This is a genomic window from Pseudomonas sp. B6002 (genome assembly GCF_013385985.1).
Taxonomy (GTDB): Bacteria; Pseudomonadota; Gammaproteobacteria; order Pseudomonadales; family Pseudomonadaceae; genus Aquipseudomonas.
In genome coordinates, this window is the sequence record NZ_JACAOY010000012.1 from 176,332 (window position 1) to 193,036 (window position 16,705).

Below are 16,705 nucleotides of genomic sequence, written 5' to 3' on the forward strand. Positions count from 1 at the left end.
GGCTCAACCCATCTTCAATTCGGATAGGTAATGACTTTACCCCATCTGCCGAACCCCTAAAATGCCAACGCTGTAGAAACCCACTCCGAGGATTACCAACATGAATGCCGCCTACGTCTATCTGGCCATTGCCATCTGCTCGGAAGTGATCGCGACCGTTTCCATGAAAGCCATCAAGGGGTGGAGCACGCCCATCCCCTTGCTGCTGGTGATCGTCGGTTATGGCGTGGCGTTCTGGATGCTGACGCTGGTGGTGCGCACCGTACCGGTGGGCGTGGCCTATGCGGTCTGGGCGGGGATGGGGATCGTGATGGTCAGTGTCGCGGCGCTGTTCATCTATGGGCAGAAGCTCGATACGCCGGCGATCTTGGGCATGGGCCTGATCGTACTTGGCGTGGTGGTGATCCAGTTGTTCTCGAAAACCGCCGGGCACTGATACCCGCCGGGCACCGACCCATTTCGATCCCTGTATACTGCGCCTCTTGTCTTGAACACTGAGGTCGCCCATGCCATCCGTTATTTCCACCGACGTTCTGATTGTCGGCGCCGGGGTTGCCGGCCTCTGGCTGAATGCGCGCCTGCGCCGGCAGGGGTACTCCACAGTACTGGTGGAAAGCGCTACCTTGGGTGGCGGGCAAAGCGTGAAGTCCCAGGGGATCATCCACGGCGGCGCGAAATACGCCCTGCACGGCGCCCTCACCGGCGCGTCCGAAGCCATCGCCGACATGCCGCGCCGCTGGCGCGAGGCACTGGCGGGCAATGGTGAACTGGACCTGAGCGGCGTGCGCCTGCTCTCCGAAGCGCATTACCTGTGGTCCCCAGGCACTCTCGCGGGCAACCTCACCAGTTTCTTTGCCAGCAAGGCCGTGCGTGGCCGCGTCGACCAGGTCAAGGGCGACGACCTGCCGCCAGCCCTGCAGGACCGCCGTTTCAAGGGCAAGGTCTATCGCCTGGCGGAACTGGTCATCGACGTCCCCAGCCTGATCGAACGCCTGGCGCACCTGGCCGGTGACGGCTTGCTCGCTGGCCAACAGATCGAACCGCTGCTCGAAGGCGACACCCTGGTGGGCCTGAAGGTGGATGGCCGCGAGATCCGCGCGCAACGCATCGTACTGAGTGCCGGTGCCGGCACGGCAGAGCTGCTGACGGCCCTGGGCCTGAGCCAGCCAGCCATGCAAACGCGCCCGCTGCACATGATCATCGCCAAGGGCCCTGGCCTGAAACCGCTGTACGCCCACTGCCTGGGTGGCGGCACCAAGCCGCGCATCACCGTCACCACCCACCCGGCCGCCGACGGCAACTGGGTGTGGTACATGGGCGGCGATATTGCCGAGGCTGACGGCGTGGCGCGCACGCCAGAAGAACAAATCGCCACTGCGCAAAAAGAACTGGCGCAGTTGCTGCCGTGGATCGACATGAGCCAGACCCAATGGGCCACCTTGCACGTCGACCGCGCCGAACCTCTGCAATCCGGCCTCACCCGCCCCGATAACGCCTTCCTCGCTGAGCAGGGCAGCCTGCTGGTGGGCTGGCCGACCAAGCTGGCCCTGGCGCCGGATTTTGCCGATCGAGTGATCAACAGCCTGGAACGCGACGGCATCCGCCCAATCGCGAGCGAACCCCTGCCCGAGCTGCCAAAACCCGCCATCGGCGTACCTGCCTGGGAGCAATTGTTGCCATGACCCTACCGACCTTGCACGACCTGCATCGCCCCCTGGGCAGCACCGGCCTGCTGGTATCGCCACTGGGCCTGGGCACCGTGAAACTGGGCCGTGACCAAGGAGTGAAGTACCCCAGCGGCTTCCAGATCCCAGGCGACGATGAGGCACGGATGTTGCTGCGCCAGGCCCGCGAACTGGGCATCAACCTGATCGACACCGCGCCGGCCTATGGCCGCAGCGAAGAGCGCCTGGGGCCGCTGCTGCGCGACCAGCGCAAGGACTGGGTGATCGTCAGCAAGGTCGGCGAAGAATTCGAAGAGGGGCTGTCCAGCCACGATTTCAGCGAGGCGCATACCCGGATGTCGATCGAGCGCAGCTTGAAACGGCTTGAAACGGATTTTATCGACCTGGTGCTGGTGCATTCCGACGGCAATGACCTGCACATTCTCAACGACTGCGAGGTTTACCAGACCCTCGAGGCGCTGAAAAAGGAAGGAAAGATCCGTGGTTTCGGCTTTTCCGGCAAAACTGTCGAAGGCGGCGTGAAGGCTCTGGAACGGGGCGATTGCGCGATGGTCACCTACAATTTGAACGAACAAACCGAAAAAGCCGTCATTGATTATGCCGCCGCCCATGGCAAAGGCATCCTGGTGAAAAAGGCCTTGGCCAGCGGACACGTTTGCCTGGAACCCGGAATGGATCCAATTCGAGCCAGTTTCATGTTGTTGTTTGCGCAAACGGGCGTCGCCAGTGCTATTGTCGGGACCATCAACCCGCTGCACCTGGCCCATAACGTGGCGACCGCTGCCCAGGTCATTCGTCAACTCTGATGCCGCCCACGCGGCCGACCCCGTCGCAAGAAGGAGCCGACATGCCGCGAACGCTCATAAGAAAAAACCCCAGTAACTTCAAAACACTGCCGCTGCACGTCGAAGCCACCCCCGAAGGCTTGAGCTACCAGAGCGTGGGCATGCCGCTCAACTTTGCCCAGACCCTGCAACGGCGCAAGCCAGTAGAAGTGGCAGACCCCGAGCGTTTCGCCCTGGAGCTGGCCAACCTGGGCGTGTCGGTACGCCTGACCCTGCACTGGCAAAACAAGGATTACTGGGTGCTGGTACGCCAGCGCCGCCAGGACCGTGGCGACGTGGTGCTCAAGCTGATCTCCGGCTACGTCCCCGCCCACGAACTGAACCTGCCGCTGCACACCGCCATCCAGGAAATCGCCGAGGAATGCCTGCTGGAGACACCCGAAGGCTGGCTCGGCGGGCGCTTCAATGACACTTGGCTGCCAGCGCCCTACTCCGCTGCACTGCATTACCGTGAAGCCCTGCCATTTCGCCTGAGCCCCCTGTCGGGCGCGGCACGCCCGGTGCGCTGCGCCACCACCCAGTTGATCGAGCGGCCACGGGCCTACGTGCACCTTCCCACGGCGTCGCTGCAGCTGATCTACGACCTGCGCCTGGAAGTGCCCAAGGAAGCCAAATCCTTGAGCCTGTTCCATGTGGATGAGCGCCTCGAAGGCGACCAATTGGTGGCCCGCCTTGACCGCCAGCGTCCGGATTTGTACCTGATGCCATTGAAGGATGGCCAGCCCATCGCCGAGCTATACACCGTCAAGAAAGACCAGCTCATCCCGGCCAGCACACGCGGTTTATACCTGGCAGAAAGCTTCGCCCAACAGGAGGGTTGGTTGGTGCGTGATGAACGGATTCGCTGGAAGGATTGGCTCAGGCAGCAAGGCCTGGCAGAGCCGGAGAAAGAGTCGAAGCTCAAGCGCCTGGCGCAGCGCGTGTTGCGCAAGATCGTGCCGAAGAAAAAAGCCAGCCGCTGATCTCATTACCTGTAGGAGCCGGCTTGCCGGCGATAGCGGCCTGAAGCTTCAGGTGATCTTCAGGGCCTCATCGCCGGCAAGCCGGCTCCTACTGAGGTTAGGGGTTGAGCAGGCGGGCGAGGCCAACCTTCAATGGGGTGGGTTCGGGCAGGGTGAAGCTCGCCAGCAACCGCTGGTTATTCGCCCGCGAATGCCGGATGTCCCCGGAACGCGCCGGCCCGTAAGTCACCGCCGGCAACGTGCCGACGATCTCTTCCAAGGCCTGCAGCACATCCTTGAGCGTCGTCGTGCGATTCCAACCGACGTTGATCGCACCCAGCGGTGCTTCGGGCGCTTCGATGGCCTGTACCAGCACATCGACCAGGTCTTCCACGTACATGAAATCGCGGGTTTGCTCGCCATCGCCGAACACGGCAATCGGCAGGCCCTGCTGCACACGCTCGCTGAAGATGCTGATCACACCGGAATACGGCGACGACGGATCCTGACGCGGCCCGAAGATGTTGAAGAAGCGGAAAATCACCGGCTCCAGACCATGCTGGCGACGGTAGAAATCGAAGTAGTGCTCGCCCGCCAACTTGTCGGACGCGTAGGGTGTCAACGGCGCCTTGGTGGTCTCTTCGTCAATCGAAGCACCCTCGCCGTTGTTGCCATACACCGCCGCGCTGGAAGCGAATACCACGCGCTTCACACCTGCCTTGCGCATGGCTTCGCACACATTCAGGGTACCGACGAAATTGCTCTGGTGTGTGCTGACCGGGTCATCCACAGACGCCTGCACCGACGCCACCGCTGCCAGGTGCACCACCGCAGTCATACCGACAGCGGCTTGCGCCACCAACTCAGCATTGGCCACATCACCTTCGATCAGTTGCACCTGTGGGTTGTCCAGCGGCAGGTTGCTGCGCTTGCCCGTGGACAGGTCGTCCAGCACCCGCACGCCGTAGCCCTTGGCGAGTAACGCATCTACCAGGTGCGAGCCGATGAAGCCCGCACCACCCGTGATCAAGACCCACTTATCAGCCTTACTCATTGTTGCGGATCTTCTCGACAATGGCCGTGGTCGAGCTGTTCTCGACCAAGCCCAGCACTTTGACCTTGCCGCCATAGGCGCTGACGATATCGGCACCGACCACTTGGTCGACGGAGTAGTCACCGCCCTTGACCAGCACGTCCGGCTTGACCTGGGCCAGCAGGTTTTCAGGCGTCCCTTCAGGGAAACTGATGACCCAGTCCACGGCACCCAGGCCGGCCAGCACGGCCATGCGCCGATCAACACTGTTGATCGGACGGCCAGGGCCTTTCAGGCGGCTGACCGAGGCGTCGTCGTTGACAGCGACGATCAGGCGATCACCTTGGGCACGTGCTTGCTCAAGGTAAGTCACGTGGCCCGCGTGCAGGATGTCGAAACAGCCGTTGGTGAACACGATGCTTTCGTTGTGGGCGCGGGCATCGTCAATCGCCAGCAGCAATTGCTCGATACCCAGCACGCCACGCTCCGAACCTTCGGAGCGTTGGATCGCTCGGCGCAACTCAGGTGCACTGATGGCCGCCGTACCCAGCTTGCCCACCACGATGCCCGCCGCCAGGTTGGCCAGGGCCACGGCGTGGGGTAGCTCTTCACCGGCCGCGATGGAAGCGGCCAGGGTGGAAATCACGGTGTCGCCAGCGCCGGTCACGTCGAACACTTCGCGGGCACGGGCCGGCAAGTGGATCGCCGGATGATTGGGGCGAAGCAAGGTCATGCCGTGCTCGCCACGGGTCACCAGCAACGCGCCGAGGTCGAGCTCGGCCATCAACGCTGCGCCTTTGCTCACCAGCTCGTGCTCATCGGCACAGCCGCCGACGATGGCTTCGAATTCACTGAGGTTTGGCGTGATCAGGCTGGCGCCCCGATAAATCGAGAAGTCCTTGCCCTTGGGGTCGGCCAACACCGGAATGCCCTTGGCCTTGGCGGCCTGGATCAACACCTGGTGGTTCTTCAAGGCGCCTTTGCCGTAGTCGGACAGCACCAGTACTTTAATGCCTTCAAGCAACTCGTCGACCTGGCCACTCAGGGCCAGGGCGTCGGTGGAGAAGGGCTCTTCAAAATCGATACGCAGCAATTGCTGGTGACGGCTCATCACCCGCAGCTTGACGATGGTCGGCTGGTGGGCAATGCGCTGGAACAGCGCACGCACGCCGGCACCGCGCAGGCTGTTGGCCAGGCTGTCGGCGGCTTCGTCGTCGCCGGTCACCCCCACCAGGGAGGCCGGGGCGCCGAGCGCGGCAATATTGAGGGCAACGTTGGCAGCGCCACCTGGACGGTCTTCGATTTGCTCGACCTTGACTACCGGTACCGGTGCCTCAGGGGAAATCCGTGAGGTACCGCCATGCCAGTAACGGTCGAGCATGACATCGCCGACCACCAAGACAGGGGCTTGATCGAATCGCGGCATGGACAACTTCATGGAGCAACCCACATACAAAATGAACAGGGGCGCGATATTAGCACAGGGTTACAGGAGGCTTGTGGCGCTGTGAATCCGCCGAAGGACAAATGTGGGAGCGGGCTTGCTCGCGAAAGCGGTGTGTCAGTCAACATCACGGTTGAATGTCAGACAGCATTCGCGAGCAAGCCCGCTCCCACAAAAGGTCGGTGCAACCATTGGGTTAGGTGATGTCGGCGGAGACAGGCGCATCCAGGCCCATGGCATGCAGGCGGGCGTAGTAGCCGTTCTGTGCCAACAGCTCGCCGTGGGTACCGCGCTCCACAATCCGGCCGTCGTCCATCACCAGGATCAGGTCAGCTTTCTCGATGGTGGACAGGCGGTGAGCGATCACCAACGTGGTGCGACCTTGCATGACCTTGTCCAGCGCCGCCTGGATGTGGCGCTCCGACTCGGTGTCGAGGGCCGAGGTGGCCTCGTCGAGAATAAGTAGCGGCGCGTTCTTGAGCAGGGCACGGGCAATGGCCAGGCGCTGGCGTTGGCCGCCGGACAGCAGCACGCCATTCTCGCCAACCTGAGTGTCGAAGCCCTTGGGCAACTGGTCGATGAAGTCCTTGGCGTTGGCATCCCGCGCCGCCGCTTCAACGTCCACCCGCGGTGCGCCGGCCAGGTCGCCGTAGGCGATGTTGTTGGTCACCGTGTCGCTGAACAGGGTCACGTGCTGGGTCACCTGGGCGATGTGCCTGCGCAGGTTGAGCAGCTTGTAGTCTTCAATCTCTACGCCATCGAGCAGGATTTCACCGCTCTCGTGGTGATAGAAACGCGGGATCAGGCTGGCCAAAGTCGACTTGCCACTGCCCGAACGCCCCACCAGGGCAATCATCTGCCCAGGCTCGGCGGTGAAGCTGATGTCCTTGAGCACATGGCGTTCGGTGCCCGGGTAGGTGAAGTTCAGGTTGCGCACTTCGAGGCGACCGCTGACCTTGTCGCGTTCGATGGTGCCGTGGTCGACCTCCACCTCTTCGTCCAGCTGCTCGAAAATGCTTTCGGCACCGGCCACGCCTTTCTGGATGGTCGAACTGACTTCCGAGAGTTGGCGGATCGGCTTGGGCAGCAAACCAGCCAGAGTGATGTAGGCCACCATGTCACCGGCCGAGGCATCGCCGCGAAGATACAGAACCAGGAACATCAACACCGCCATGGCGGTGTAGATCACCAATTGCAGCGCGGGGGTGTAGATCGCTCCGGTGCGGGTCATGCGCAGTTGCTTGTCAGTGTTGCTCTGGCTCGCCTTGAGGAAGCGTTTTTCCTCGTAGACTTCGCCACCAAAGCTGCGCACCACGCGGTAGCCCTGGATGGTTTCCGACGCGACGTGGGTCACGTCGCCCATGGCCACCTGGATCTTCTTGCTCTGCTTGCGGAATTTCTTGCTGGCCGTGCTCACCATCACCGCGATCAGCGGCAGAATGGCGATCATTACCAGCGTCAGGCGCCAGTTCATGAACAGCAGCGAGGCGAACAGGAAGATCACCGTCATGCCTTCGCGGATCACCACCTTGATGGCATCGGTCGCCGCCCCCGTGACCATGGTCACGTTGAAGGTGATGCGGGAGATCAGGTGCCCGGAGTTGTGATTATCGAAGTAGCGGTTCGGCAACGTCAGCAAGTTGTTGAACAACTGCACGCGCAGGTCATGGACCAGGCCCAGGGAAACCTTGGCCAACAGGTAGTTGCCCAGGAACGAGCCCAGGCCCTGCCAGGCGGCAATCAGGATGATCAGCAGCGGCACGGCCTGCAGCAATTGCAGGTCACGCAGAAAGGGCACGGTAGGGAACAGCACGGCTTCCGGGTTGGAGAGGCCATCGACAAAGTACTTGAGGATGTAACCCAGCATCGGCTGGGTCGACGCGAAAATCAGAAATCCGACGATACTCAACGCGAACAGACCCATGTAGGGCTTAACGTAACTGAGCAGGCGGAAGTATATTTTCAAGCTCGAAGGGCTTGCGCTCGGACTGGAGTCGGTCATATCACGCGGCGTTTTGAAAAAGGAGGCTGACTTTAGCACAGCTTCTCTGTTGTACTTGCACCCTGCATGACCCTCAACTCGGTTGGGCCCAACCGGCGACATTATATAGCCACTACTCTAAGATGGTCGGCTTTCTCTTTCAGGAATGGCTTTTCTGTATGCACTCCAAGCGCCTGCTCTATGGCTCAAATCGCGTTTTCGACTTCCTGGTCCTATGGATTTTGCCCATTGGCTTGTTGCTGCTGCTGAGTTCACTGTTCTTCGTGACCAACCGCAACGTGTTGCACAAGTTCTACTACGGTTTCTTCAGCGCCCCGACCTTGCTGCTCCTGCTCCTGCGCCCGCGGGAGTTCAAGGAACTGCTGCGTGAGCCGTTGGCCATAGGCTTCCTGGTATTCTCGGCCTGGGCGTTGACCAGCTTGCTGTGGAGCCCTGAACCTAGCGCCGATACCGACCTGTTCAAACGCCCCCTGCACACTTTCCTGCTGTTCGGTGGTTGCGGACTGCTTCTGCATTACCGCAATGATCTGTTCAAGCCGATTTTCTTCAGTGCGGCGATGATTGCATTGGTGTCCTGCCTGTTCAGCCTTGTGGCGTTTGTGAAAGGCTTTTCACCTGGCATGCGCATGATTGGCGGGCGCGGCGCCCTCGACAATCCGCTGCTGAGCTCCCATGTCTTCGGCTTTTTCTGCGTCTACTGGCTATACGTATGCATGACCACAAAACGCCTGCAGGTGCTGTGGTTCAGCATACCCGCCCTGGCCATCATGGCTGCAACGGTGTTGGCCACCGGCTCGCGAACACCATTGGTGGCGCTGACCTTGGCATCCCTGTGGATGGCTTTTGTCAGTCGCAACCACCGCTCTGCAATGCTGATTGCGGCTATGGTGCTGGGAGCTGCCGGCCTGCTGCTGCTCTATCCGGAATCCATTACCGAACGAGGCAGCTCATTTCGCCTCGAACTGTGGGGCATGTCACTGCAACGCATCGCCGAACATCCATGGATCGGCCACAGCTATGACTCCGAGTTGTACCTGACGATTTCAGAAGGTTCCGAACTTCGCGAACCCCATAGCTTCGCCCTGGGCGTGCTGTATTACGTCGGCATCATCGGCTTCATCCCGTGGATCTTCATGCTCGGCTGGGGCTTGTACAAAGGCCTCAAGCAGCGTGCACAACCGCTGTTCGTCCTGGCTTCGTCCCTGTTGACCTACGGCATCGGTGCCGGCCTCACCGAAGGCGGTGGGATCCTGTCGCGCCCCAAGGAACACTGGTTCCTGCTGTGGATCCCGCTGGCAATCATTGCCGGCCTGAGCATCGCCCAGCGACGCCGCAGCGTGCTGCGCATGCCGGTAAAGAGCCTCAAGCCCGAAGCCTTCGAGCAACTGAGCAGCAACGCCCAGGTGATCGAAGCCGACGGCCTTGGCCCGAAAGTGTTGCGCCTTGAAGACGGCCGCTTCCTCAAGGTGTTCCGCCCGCGCCGCTGGTACACCTCGGGCAGTTTCAACCCTTACTCCGAACGGTTTGCCAGCAACAGCGAGCAACTGCATAACCTGGGCATCCCTGCACCACAGATTCTCAACCTTTATGCCCTGCGCGATGGCAGCAGCGCGGTCGTCTATTCGCCATTACCCGGCCTGACCCTGCGCCAAGCCTTGCAAAGCCTGGACAGTAGCCTGCGTGAGTCATTGATCGAACGGTTCGGCCGCTTCGTCGCTGTACTTCACGAACGTGGCGTGTACTTCCGCTCGCTGCACCTGGGTAACGTGCTGTTGATGGACGACGGTGAGTTCGGCCTGATCGATGTGGCTGACCTGCGCATCTACCCATCACCCCTGCGCAATGCTCTGCGCCAGCGCAACCTGAACCATATGCAGCGCTACCCGCAGGACCGCAGTTGGTTGTTCGAAACCCACTTCGAGCAAATGGCCAAAGGATACGCCTCGGTCGCCACCCCAGAGGCCACGGCTAAAATCCGCGCCCAGGTGCTGAGCCTGGCCAAGCCCGCCATCTGAATAAAAAAGGCGACTATCACAAACTGATAGTCGCCTTTTTCATATCGTGCATTGCCTCACTTTCTGAGCGGCGACAAATACAGCCGCACCAGCCCACGCAAGGTCTTGCGCCCCCAGAACTTCAACGGGATCTGCTTGAGGATTTCCCGCGCCAACGGCCGGTCACGGTCGGCCGTTTTGAGGAACATCGAGTTCAGGAAGTTGTAACGCACGGCGTCATAGGCCGGGTGTTCGCTGAACTTGGCATAGCTCTTGAGGATGTTCTGGATCATGTAGCGGTGGTTCTTGTAGGTGTTGTTCGCGTGCTGGCGATAGCGCGCCATCACCACGCCAAGCGCGTCGATGGTGTATCCGGCGGCCGTGATCTTCAGTTGGATCAACAGGTCTTCCAGCGGGATGTCCGGATCAAAACCACCGACCTCATCCAGCACTTCGCGACGAATCAGCATGGTCGGCGCCGGCGGGAAAGGCTTGCGGTCCATAAACATGTCGTCAAAATCCAGGCTGCGAAACGGCACGTCGCGACGCTGCTTCTTCTCTGGATGCAGGTTGCCTTCGCCATCGATCAATTCGATGTTGCCGGCGCACATCCCGACCTTCGGCTTGCCGTCCATATACGCGACCTGAATGGCGATCCGGTCCGGCAACATGATGTCGTCGGAACCGAACGACGCGATCAGGCTGCCCTTGGCGCGCGCGATGGCACCATTGAGCGTCGCAGTCAGGCCCTGGTTCTTCTGCACCTGAAAATCAAAACCGTGCTCGGCCTGCAGGCGCTGAATACGCTCGACACTGTCGTCGGTAGAGCCATCGTCCACCACCAGCAACTCAATATTGGGGTAGGTCTGGCCAAGCACACTGAGGATACTTTCTTCGATGTAACGGCCGTGGTTATAGGACGCGATAATCACCGAGACCAGGGGTTGTTGCGTCGTCATGCTCTACCTACTTCTTTCAAACCGGTTTCGATCAGGTCCAGGTATTTCTGCTGGAATTCAGCCAGGGCGTGATTCTGTTCCAGGTACTGGAACACCTGCTCACCCTTGGTGCGTAATTGTTCGTCGCTCATCGCCAGATAAGTGTCCAGGGCCGCCGTCAGCTGGTCGACATTGCCGGGCTCATGAGACAAGCCACCCGCCCCTTCAACCAGCGGCAACATGGCCGGGCCGTTGGAGGCGATCACCGGCAGGCGACCACTCATGCCTTCGAGCAACGCCAACCCCAGGCCTTCAAGCAAGGACGGCATGGTCCAGATATCAAAGGCGCGCACGTACTTGAGGCCGTCTTCGCGAAAGCCCAGCAAGTGTGCACGACCGGTCAGGCCCAGGCGTTCGATGTCGGCACGCAGGTCCGCTTCGGCGCGGCCCGAACCGATGATGCCGACCTGAACATTGGGGTATTTGTCTTTGAGGCGTGCAAAAGCTTGCAGCAGATGAGTGTGGCCTTTGATCGGCACCAGGCGGCCCAGGGCCCCGATGATGCGCGCATCCATGGGCAGCCCCAAGGCTTGCCGCGCTTGCTCACGGGGTAGCTGCAAGGCCTCGGCCTGGGGGATGTCGATGGCGTTGGTGACGAAGGTCGTGTTCTCGCGGGTGAAGCCGCAATTGAGGTCGACCAGGTAATCCCTGACCGCCGCCGACACCCCGACAAACCGCCACGCTGGGCTGACCAGCCGACGCGTCTGGCGCCGACGGTAGGCCCGCTCGTACTCGCCAAACCCGTGGGAGATGCCGATACACAATGGGATTTTCAGCCAGCGGTTGAGCGACAGCATCATGTTCACCGACTTGAAGCGGTTACAGATGACCACGTCGAACTTCTGTTCACGGCAATACTTGTAGATTTCCCACATGGCGCCCAGGCGGATGCCCTTGAGGGCTTTCTCGGGGAATTCGAAGTATTTGGAGTGGTCCGCCACGCTCAAGGGCTGGCCGGTCTGCGGGCGCCCGCTGAGAAACGCCGACGTGACCTCGAAACGCTCAGCGGGCAACGCCTTGACGATCTGCTCACCGAGGTCAGCGAAGTCATTGACCTTGACGTTATAGTCCGGCTGTAACTGCAAAACCTTGAAACGAGGTTTCATATCACTCCATGGGGCAGTCAAGCTGCGGGCGGGCAGCCTGACGAAAAGATAAAGACTCAGTCCTGCTTCAGCACCCAAAGCAACTCGTGACGCCGCACCGCCTTGCGGAAGAATTCATTCTCTCCATAGGGCGATGGGTCACGGCCGGCCAGGACTTGCTGCAATAGCCGGCGCAGGCGACGCTTGAACGGTGCACGTGGCTGCAAGTCATGCATCATGCCCAACGCCATGGCCTTGTCCTGCTGATGGCCCAATGATACCACCCGGCAATAAGGCTCAAGTATTTGAGTCGCATCAAACTGTGGTGGCAACGCCACACCGGCACCGGCATCGCCCATGGGCCAGCGGTCATTATCATGCAGGTGATTGGCATAACCGAGCAATGTCGTCGGCTGCCACTCCAACCCTTGCAGGGCATCGATCACCGCAGCATGCGCACAGATGTGATCCGGGTGCGGATCCAGTACCGGCGTCGGCAACACAATGACCTCAGGACGTGCCTTGAGCAGCACAGCGCGCAGATCAGCAATCAGGTTAGTCCAGGTCGGCGCGCCGTCCACATCTCCCGGTAATGCGAAAGCGTTGAACTGACGGAACAGCCGCGTATCGTCCAACTGCGCCTCGCGAGAAGCCTGTGGCTGATCCGGCGTGGCACGCATGGCCGGCAATTGCAGGCAAAAATAGCCCAACTGCACACATTGCGCTTCGGGAACCCCGGCCCAACGCGGCACGGCAATACTGTCCCAGGCGCGCAAGCGGCCCTTGAGGCGCGCCGCATCGGCTTTGGCCAGGCCCATCTGTTGATAATGCTCAGCTTCGATCTCGCCAGCGGTGAGGGTCACGATCCAGCTTTCATCAGCCTGGCTGTAAAGGCCGAAGGCAGCCAGCTCGGCATCATCGGCATGGGGAGCGATCACCATGACCCGCTGACGCGCGTAGTCCGGGTGACGGAACACCCACAGCGTGGGCTGACCGACGACGCGGCAATACCGACCGCGCAAACCCAACTCGCCTGCCGCCAACGCCTGCGCCGAACCGGTGAGGTTGATAAAACGCTTGCCGGACACACCACGCTCAAACGCTTGGCGATCGCCCGACAACTCAACCGCAGGGTCGAGAAAACGTCCCAGCCAGCTGCTTTCAAGCTGCACTTCGACGACCAGGGTTTCATCACCGACCAAACCCAACGGCACGTCCGGTACCAGCCGGCCAGCTTCCAGACGCAAGCCTGCCTGCTGGGTGCCCGCCGCGAAGGTGTACTGGTAGTCATCTTTGGGCGAGTAGAACAGGTGGTCGGCAAACCACGCTTCATGCGCCACCCACAACAACACCGCCAGGATCAGCGGCAACCACCAGGCCACCAGCACGCCAGCCGCAACCAACACCAGCAAGCTGACCAATAGGGCAATGCGTTTGTTGCGCCGATGGCGCTTGAGCAACTGTTGTTTGCGACTCATACGCTGAACACCGGCACCGGGTTGCACCAGCGCTCTTTATATTCACGGTCGGCACGCCCGAAGGAAAAGCGCAGCGGTTTGCCCAGTGCGCGCGCCTGCTCCCAGGCGCTTTGTGTGTTGAGAAAGCTCAACACGCTGCCCGGGCTGAACTCACGGGTCTCGGGGTCGACCCCGCCATTGACGTACTCGATGCTCACCCACTCGGGCGCCTCGACGCGGTACACCAACTGCACGGCGATGGGGGCGTCATTGAGAAACAGCACCGAGCCGATCAAAAACTCCTTGAGCAGCTCCAGCACTTCAGCCAGGCGCTCGGCGCCGGTGGCTGCAAACCCCCAGCGGCGCTGGAACAGGTCGCAATAGATCGCAGCCAGTTCAGTGCTGGAAAACTCGCCGACAGCCCGCACCGCACCGCCCGCTTCTTCCAGCAAGCGCAACTCGCGGCGCTGGTTGTAGCGAAACTTCTTCGAGAGGTCTTCAGGAGTACGCGCCATGGCCAATTGCTCGGCCTGAGGCTTCAGGGTGCTGATGCGCCCTTCGTTCAGCGCCGACAGGTAGCGCCCGCGATGGCGTACCGGCAATTGCGCCTGAGCGGCAATCGGCAGGATGATCTCGGCATTGCCCAGGTCGAACAGGCCTTTCTTGCCGCTGCGCTTGAGCACGTCCTTGGACAAGGCCAGGTCGCGGCCCCAGGTGGCAATCGCCCCCTTGAGCTCGCCGCCCTGCTCCCAGCCCAGGTAACGCACGGGAATCTGCGCCAGGCTGGCCAGCCGCTCGATCACGCGCGGATGAGTGGCCACACTGCCGCCAAAACGCTGCCAGGCCTGGGCGTAAACCTCGGCCTCGACAGGCGCCCAGCCACGTTCACGCCAGCCCTGGAAGCGGTTCAGCATTTAGACCACAGCGTCATAAGGGTCCACGCCGTCCTTGACCACCAGAACGTCTTCCATGATCAAGTACTGCAGGTCGGAACCGAAGAACATGTCCAGCGCGTCTTTCGGCGAGCAGATCATCGCCTCGCCACGACGGTTAAGCGAGGTGTTCAGCGACACGCCGTTGCCGGTCAGCACTTCCAACTCTTTCATCATGTCGTAGTAGCGCGGGTTGTACTCGCGCTTGAGCACCTGGGCGCGGGAGGTGCCATCTTCATGGACCACTTCCGGCACGCGGGTCTTCCACTCTTCCGCCACTTCAAAGGTGAAGGTCATGAACGGCGCAGGGTGATCGACCTTGATCATCTGCGGGGCCACGGTGTCGAGCATCGACGGGCAGAAAGGCCTCCAGCGCTCGCGGAACTTGATCTGGTGGTTGATGCGATCGGCCACGCCGGTGGCGCTTGGGCAGCCGATGATCGAACGGCCACCGAGGGCGCGCGGGCCAAACTCCATGCGGCCCTGGAACCAGGCCACCGGGTTGCCGTCGACCATGATCTTGGCGATGCGCTGGGGCATGTTCTCGATCTTGCGCCAGTTCGGCTTGCTCTCGTGCTTGGCGCACGCGGCAATCACGTCTTCGTTGCTGTAGGACGGGCCGAGGTAGACGTGCTCCATCTTCTCCACCGGCACACCACGGGCGTGGGACACGTAGGCCGCCGCACCAACGGCAGTGCCGGCATCGCCGGACGCAGGCTGTACGAACAGCTCTTTCACGTCGTCACGGGCAATGATTTTCTGGTTCAGCTTCACGTTCAACGCACAGCCGCCCGCGAAGGCCAGCTTGCCGGTGTCCTTGAGGATGTCGCCCAGGTAGTGGTCGATCATCTGCAGGGCCAGCTTCTCGAACAGCGCTTGCATGCTCGCTGCGTAGTGGATGTACGGCTCGTCGGCGATATCGCCTTCGCGCTTCGGACCCAGCCACTCGATCAGTTTTGGCGAGAAGTAGAAGCCCTTGCCCTTCTCTTTATAACGGCGCAGGCCGATGACGTTGGCGTATTCGGTGTTGATCACCAGTTCGCCGTTCTCAAAGGAGGCCAGGCGCGAGAAGTCGTATTTGCTGGCATCGCCGTACGGCGCCATGCCCATGACCTTGAACTCGCCGTCGAGCATCTCGAAGCCGAGGAACTCGGTGATCGCGCCATACAGGCCGCCCAGGGAGTCCGGATCGTAGAATTCCTTGATCTTGTGGATCTTGCCGTTCTCGCCGTAGCCGAAGAACGTGGTGGCGTACTCACCCTTACCGTCGATGCCGAGGATCGCGGTTTTCTCCTGGAAGCCGGAGCAGTGGTAGGCGCTGGAAGCGTGGGCCAGGTGGTGTTCAACCGGCTCGATCTTGATTTTCTTCGGATCGAAGCCCAGTTGCTCCAGGCACCAGACGATCTTGTTGCGATAGCGCTTGTAGCGGCGGTTGCCCATCAGGATTGCGTCGAGAGCGCGGTCCGGGGCGTACCAGTAACGCTTGGCGTAGTGCCAGCGCGCCTCGCCGAACAGGCTGATCGGGGCGAACGGGATCGCGACCACGTCAACGTCGGAAGGCTTGATGCCGGCCTGTTCCAGGCAGAACTTCGCCGATTCGTAGGGCATGCGGTTCTTTGCATGTTTGTCGCGTACGAAGCGCTCTTCTTCGGCGGCCGCGATCAGCTTGCCGTCGATATACAGGGCTGCGGAAGGATCATGGCTAAGGGCGCCGGACAGGCCAAGAATCGTCAATGCCACAGGGGTCTAGCCTCTTTTAGTCTGCATGCAGGCGGGTTGCGCCTGAAAAAAGTGTGCCTCTCGCCTGGGCGAGAAACAGCTAAAGGGCGGGATTATAGCGTAAACACGCCGCGTGATGATCTAGGGAATGTGGTGACCGGTTGTCACTGCACCCTAGCGGTAGATCTCGATACTGCCGTCCTTGCTCTGGCGGTAGATCGTGTAGGGCAGCACCAGCGTGTCCAGCACGCCCGAGGCCACGGCTTCAATGGCGATGACCGGGAAGGCATTGCCCGCGCTGTCCAGCACGCTCTGGTCTTTCAGGCTTTTTTCAGGCCTGGGTTCACCGTTGAGCGTGCAAAACCCGTAGATCACCCCGCTGTAGATACGCGGTACGTTTTCACAGTGACTGCGCGAATCCTTGAGGTTCTGGCTGGCCACGGCGTCCGGGCGAAAAACCGTATTGATGGTTCCGCAACCGGCAAGCGCCAGGCAGATCGCTATCCACCAGACTGTCGACGCAATCCTCACAAACCACTCCTTTTGACCCACAGGCCATGCTCATTGGCT

Annotated in this window: 14 protein-coding genes; 5 read left to right on the forward strand and 9 right to left on the reverse strand. The window is 61.0% G+C overall.

Annotation, left to right across the window (positions count from 1 at the left end):
* Positions 1-100: 100 nt before the first annotated feature.
* The 4 genes from HX792_RS16960 to HX792_RS16975 all read left to right on the forward strand — a co-directional run bounded on the left by HX792_RS16960 (position 101) and on the right by HX792_RS16975 (position 3,492).
* A complete protein-coding gene (locus HX792_RS16960) occupies positions 101-436 on the forward strand; it encodes a multidrug efflux SMR transporter (protein ID WP_176997162.1) in 336 nt (111 codons plus the stop codon).
* Positions 437-506: 70 nt separating this feature from the next.
* A complete protein-coding gene (locus HX792_RS16965) occupies positions 507-1,682 on the forward strand; it encodes an FAD-binding oxidoreductase (protein WP_176997163.1) in 1,176 nt (391 codons plus the stop codon).
* Positions 1,679-2,491 carry an aldo/keto reductase gene (locus HX792_RS16970; RefSeq protein ID WP_176997164.1) on the forward strand — a complete coding sequence of 271 codons (813 nt, stop codon included), beginning with the start codon at positions 1,679-1,681 and terminating at the stop codon, positions 2,489-2,491. Before HX792_RS16965 ends, HX792_RS16970 begins: the two co-directional genes overlap by 4 nt.
* A gap of 41 nt (positions 2,492-2,532) precedes the next feature.
* Positions 2,533-3,492 carry a metal ABC transporter ATPase gene (locus HX792_RS16975; RefSeq protein WP_176997165.1) on the forward strand — a complete coding sequence of 320 codons (960 nt, stop codon included), beginning with the start codon at positions 2,533-2,535 and terminating at the stop codon, positions 3,490-3,492.
* A 97-nt stretch (positions 3,493-3,589) separates the two neighbouring features.
* On the opposite strand, the gene HX792_RS16980 is transcribed toward HX792_RS16975, so the two are convergent.
* From HX792_RS16980 to msbA, 3 genes are all read right to left on the reverse strand, one after another.
* The gene (locus tag HX792_RS16980; RefSeq protein WP_176997166.1) at positions 3,590-4,525 is read right to left on the reverse strand and encodes an NAD-dependent epimerase/dehydratase family protein; all 936 of its coding nucleotides are present in this window, start codon (positions 4,523-4,525) and stop codon (positions 3,590-3,592) included.
* Positions 4,518-5,942, reverse strand: a complete 1,425-nt coding sequence (gene hldE, locus HX792_RS16985; protein WP_176997167.1) for a bifunctional D-glycero-beta-D-manno-heptose-7-phosphate kinase/D-glycero-beta-D-manno-heptose 1-phosphate adenylyltransferase HldE — start codon at positions 5,940-5,942, stop codon at positions 4,518-4,520. The genes HX792_RS16980 and hldE overlap by 8 nt, the downstream gene beginning before the upstream one ends.
* Before the next feature lie 202 nt (positions 5,943-6,144).
* Positions 6,145-7,950 carry a lipid A export permease/ATP-binding protein MsbA gene (msbA, locus tag HX792_RS16990; RefSeq protein WP_176997168.1) on the reverse strand — a complete coding sequence of 602 codons (1,806 nt, stop codon included), beginning with the start codon at positions 7,948-7,950 and terminating at the stop codon, positions 6,145-6,147.
* A gap of 158 nt (positions 7,951-8,108) precedes the next feature.
* On the opposite strand from msbA, the gene HX792_RS16995 reads away from it, so the two are divergent.
* Positions 8,109-9,965: a bifunctional O-antigen ligase/aminoglycoside phosphotransferase family protein gene (locus HX792_RS16995; RefSeq protein WP_176997169.1), complete on the forward strand. Its 1,857-nt coding sequence runs from the start codon at positions 8,109-8,111 to the stop codon at positions 9,963-9,965.
* A gap of 56 nt (positions 9,966-10,021) precedes the next feature.
* Here HX792_RS16995 and HX792_RS17000 read toward each other — a convergent pair whose 3' ends face one another.
* From HX792_RS17000 to HX792_RS17025, 6 genes are all read right to left on the reverse strand, one after another.
* Positions 10,022-10,903, reverse strand: a complete 882-nt coding sequence (locus tag HX792_RS17000) for a glycosyltransferase (protein ID WP_176997170.1) — start codon at positions 10,901-10,903, stop codon at positions 10,022-10,024.
* Positions 10,900-12,048, reverse strand: coding sequence for a glycosyltransferase (locus HX792_RS17005; RefSeq protein WP_176997171.1), 1,149 nt, complete (start codon positions 12,046-12,048; stop codon positions 10,900-10,902). Before HX792_RS17005 ends, HX792_RS17000 begins: the two co-directional genes overlap by 4 nt.
* Positions 12,049-12,104: 56 nt before the next feature.
* Positions 12,105-13,505 (reverse strand): PIG-L deacetylase family protein, encoded by a 1,401-nt coding sequence (locus tag HX792_RS17010; protein WP_176997172.1) that lies wholly within the window; start codon positions 13,503-13,505, stop codon positions 12,105-12,107.
* Complete coding sequence (locus tag HX792_RS17015; protein WP_176997173.1) at positions 13,502-14,398, reverse strand: antimicrobial resistance protein Mig-14; 897 nt, start codon at positions 14,396-14,398, stop codon at positions 13,502-13,504. The genes HX792_RS17010 and HX792_RS17015 overlap by 4 nt, the downstream gene beginning before the upstream one ends.
* On the reverse strand, positions 14,399-16,156 hold the full coding sequence (locus HX792_RS17020) for a carbamoyltransferase (protein ID WP_176997174.1): 1,758 nt from the start codon (positions 16,154-16,156) through the stop codon (positions 14,399-14,401). It abuts the gene before it with no gap.
* Positions 16,157-16,309: 153 nt separating this feature from the next.
* Positions 16,310-16,666 carry a YceK/YidQ family lipoprotein gene (locus tag HX792_RS17025; protein WP_176997175.1) on the reverse strand — a complete coding sequence of 119 codons (357 nt, stop codon included), beginning with the start codon at positions 16,664-16,666 and terminating at the stop codon, positions 16,310-16,312.
* Between the last annotated feature and the right edge of the window lie 39 nt (positions 16,667-16,705).

Excerpts from the sequence above, each read along its gene's own strand:
- HX792_RS17015 (WP_176997173.1), bottom strand. The coding sequence starts at position 14,398 with ATGCTGAACCGCTTCCAGGGCTGGCGTGAACGTGGCTGGGCGCCTGTC.
- msbA (WP_176997168.1), bottom strand. The coding sequence starts at position 7,950 with ATGACCGACTCCAGTCCGAGCGCAAGCCCTTCGAGCTTGAAAATATAC.
- HX792_RS17005 (WP_176997171.1), bottom strand. The coding sequence starts at position 12,048 with ATGAAACCTCGTTTCAAGGTTTTGCAGTTACAGCCGGACTATAACGTC.
- hldE (WP_176997167.1), bottom strand. The coding sequence starts at position 5,942 with ATGAAGTTGTCCATGCCGCGATTCGATCAAGCCCCTGTCTTGGTGGTC.
- HX792_RS16965 (WP_176997163.1), top strand. The coding sequence starts at position 507 with ATGCCATCCGTTATTTCCACCGACGTTCTGATTGTCGGCGCCGGGGTT.
- HX792_RS16960 (WP_176997162.1), top strand. The coding sequence starts at position 101 with ATGAATGCCGCCTACGTCTATCTGGCCATTGCCATCTGCTCGGAAGTG.
- HX792_RS16995 (WP_176997169.1), top strand. The coding sequence starts at position 8,109 with ATGCACTCCAAGCGCCTGCTCTATGGCTCAAATCGCGTTTTCGACTTC.
- HX792_RS16980 (WP_176997166.1), bottom strand. The coding sequence starts at position 4,525 with ATGAGTAAGGCTGATAAGTGGGTCTTGATCACGGGTGGTGCGGGCTTC.
- HX792_RS17000 (WP_176997170.1), bottom strand. The coding sequence starts at position 10,903 with ATGACGACGCAACAACCCCTGGTCTCGGTGATTATCGCGTCCTATAAC.
- HX792_RS16970 (WP_176997164.1), top strand. The coding sequence starts at position 1,679 with ATGACCCTACCGACCTTGCACGACCTGCATCGCCCCCTGGGCAGCACC.
- HX792_RS16975 (WP_176997165.1), top strand. The coding sequence starts at position 2,533 with ATGCCGCGAACGCTCATAAGAAAAAACCCCAGTAACTTCAAAACACTG.
- HX792_RS17010 (WP_176997172.1), bottom strand. The coding sequence starts at position 13,505 with ATGAGTCGCAAACAACAGTTGCTCAAGCGCCATCGGCGCAACAAACGC.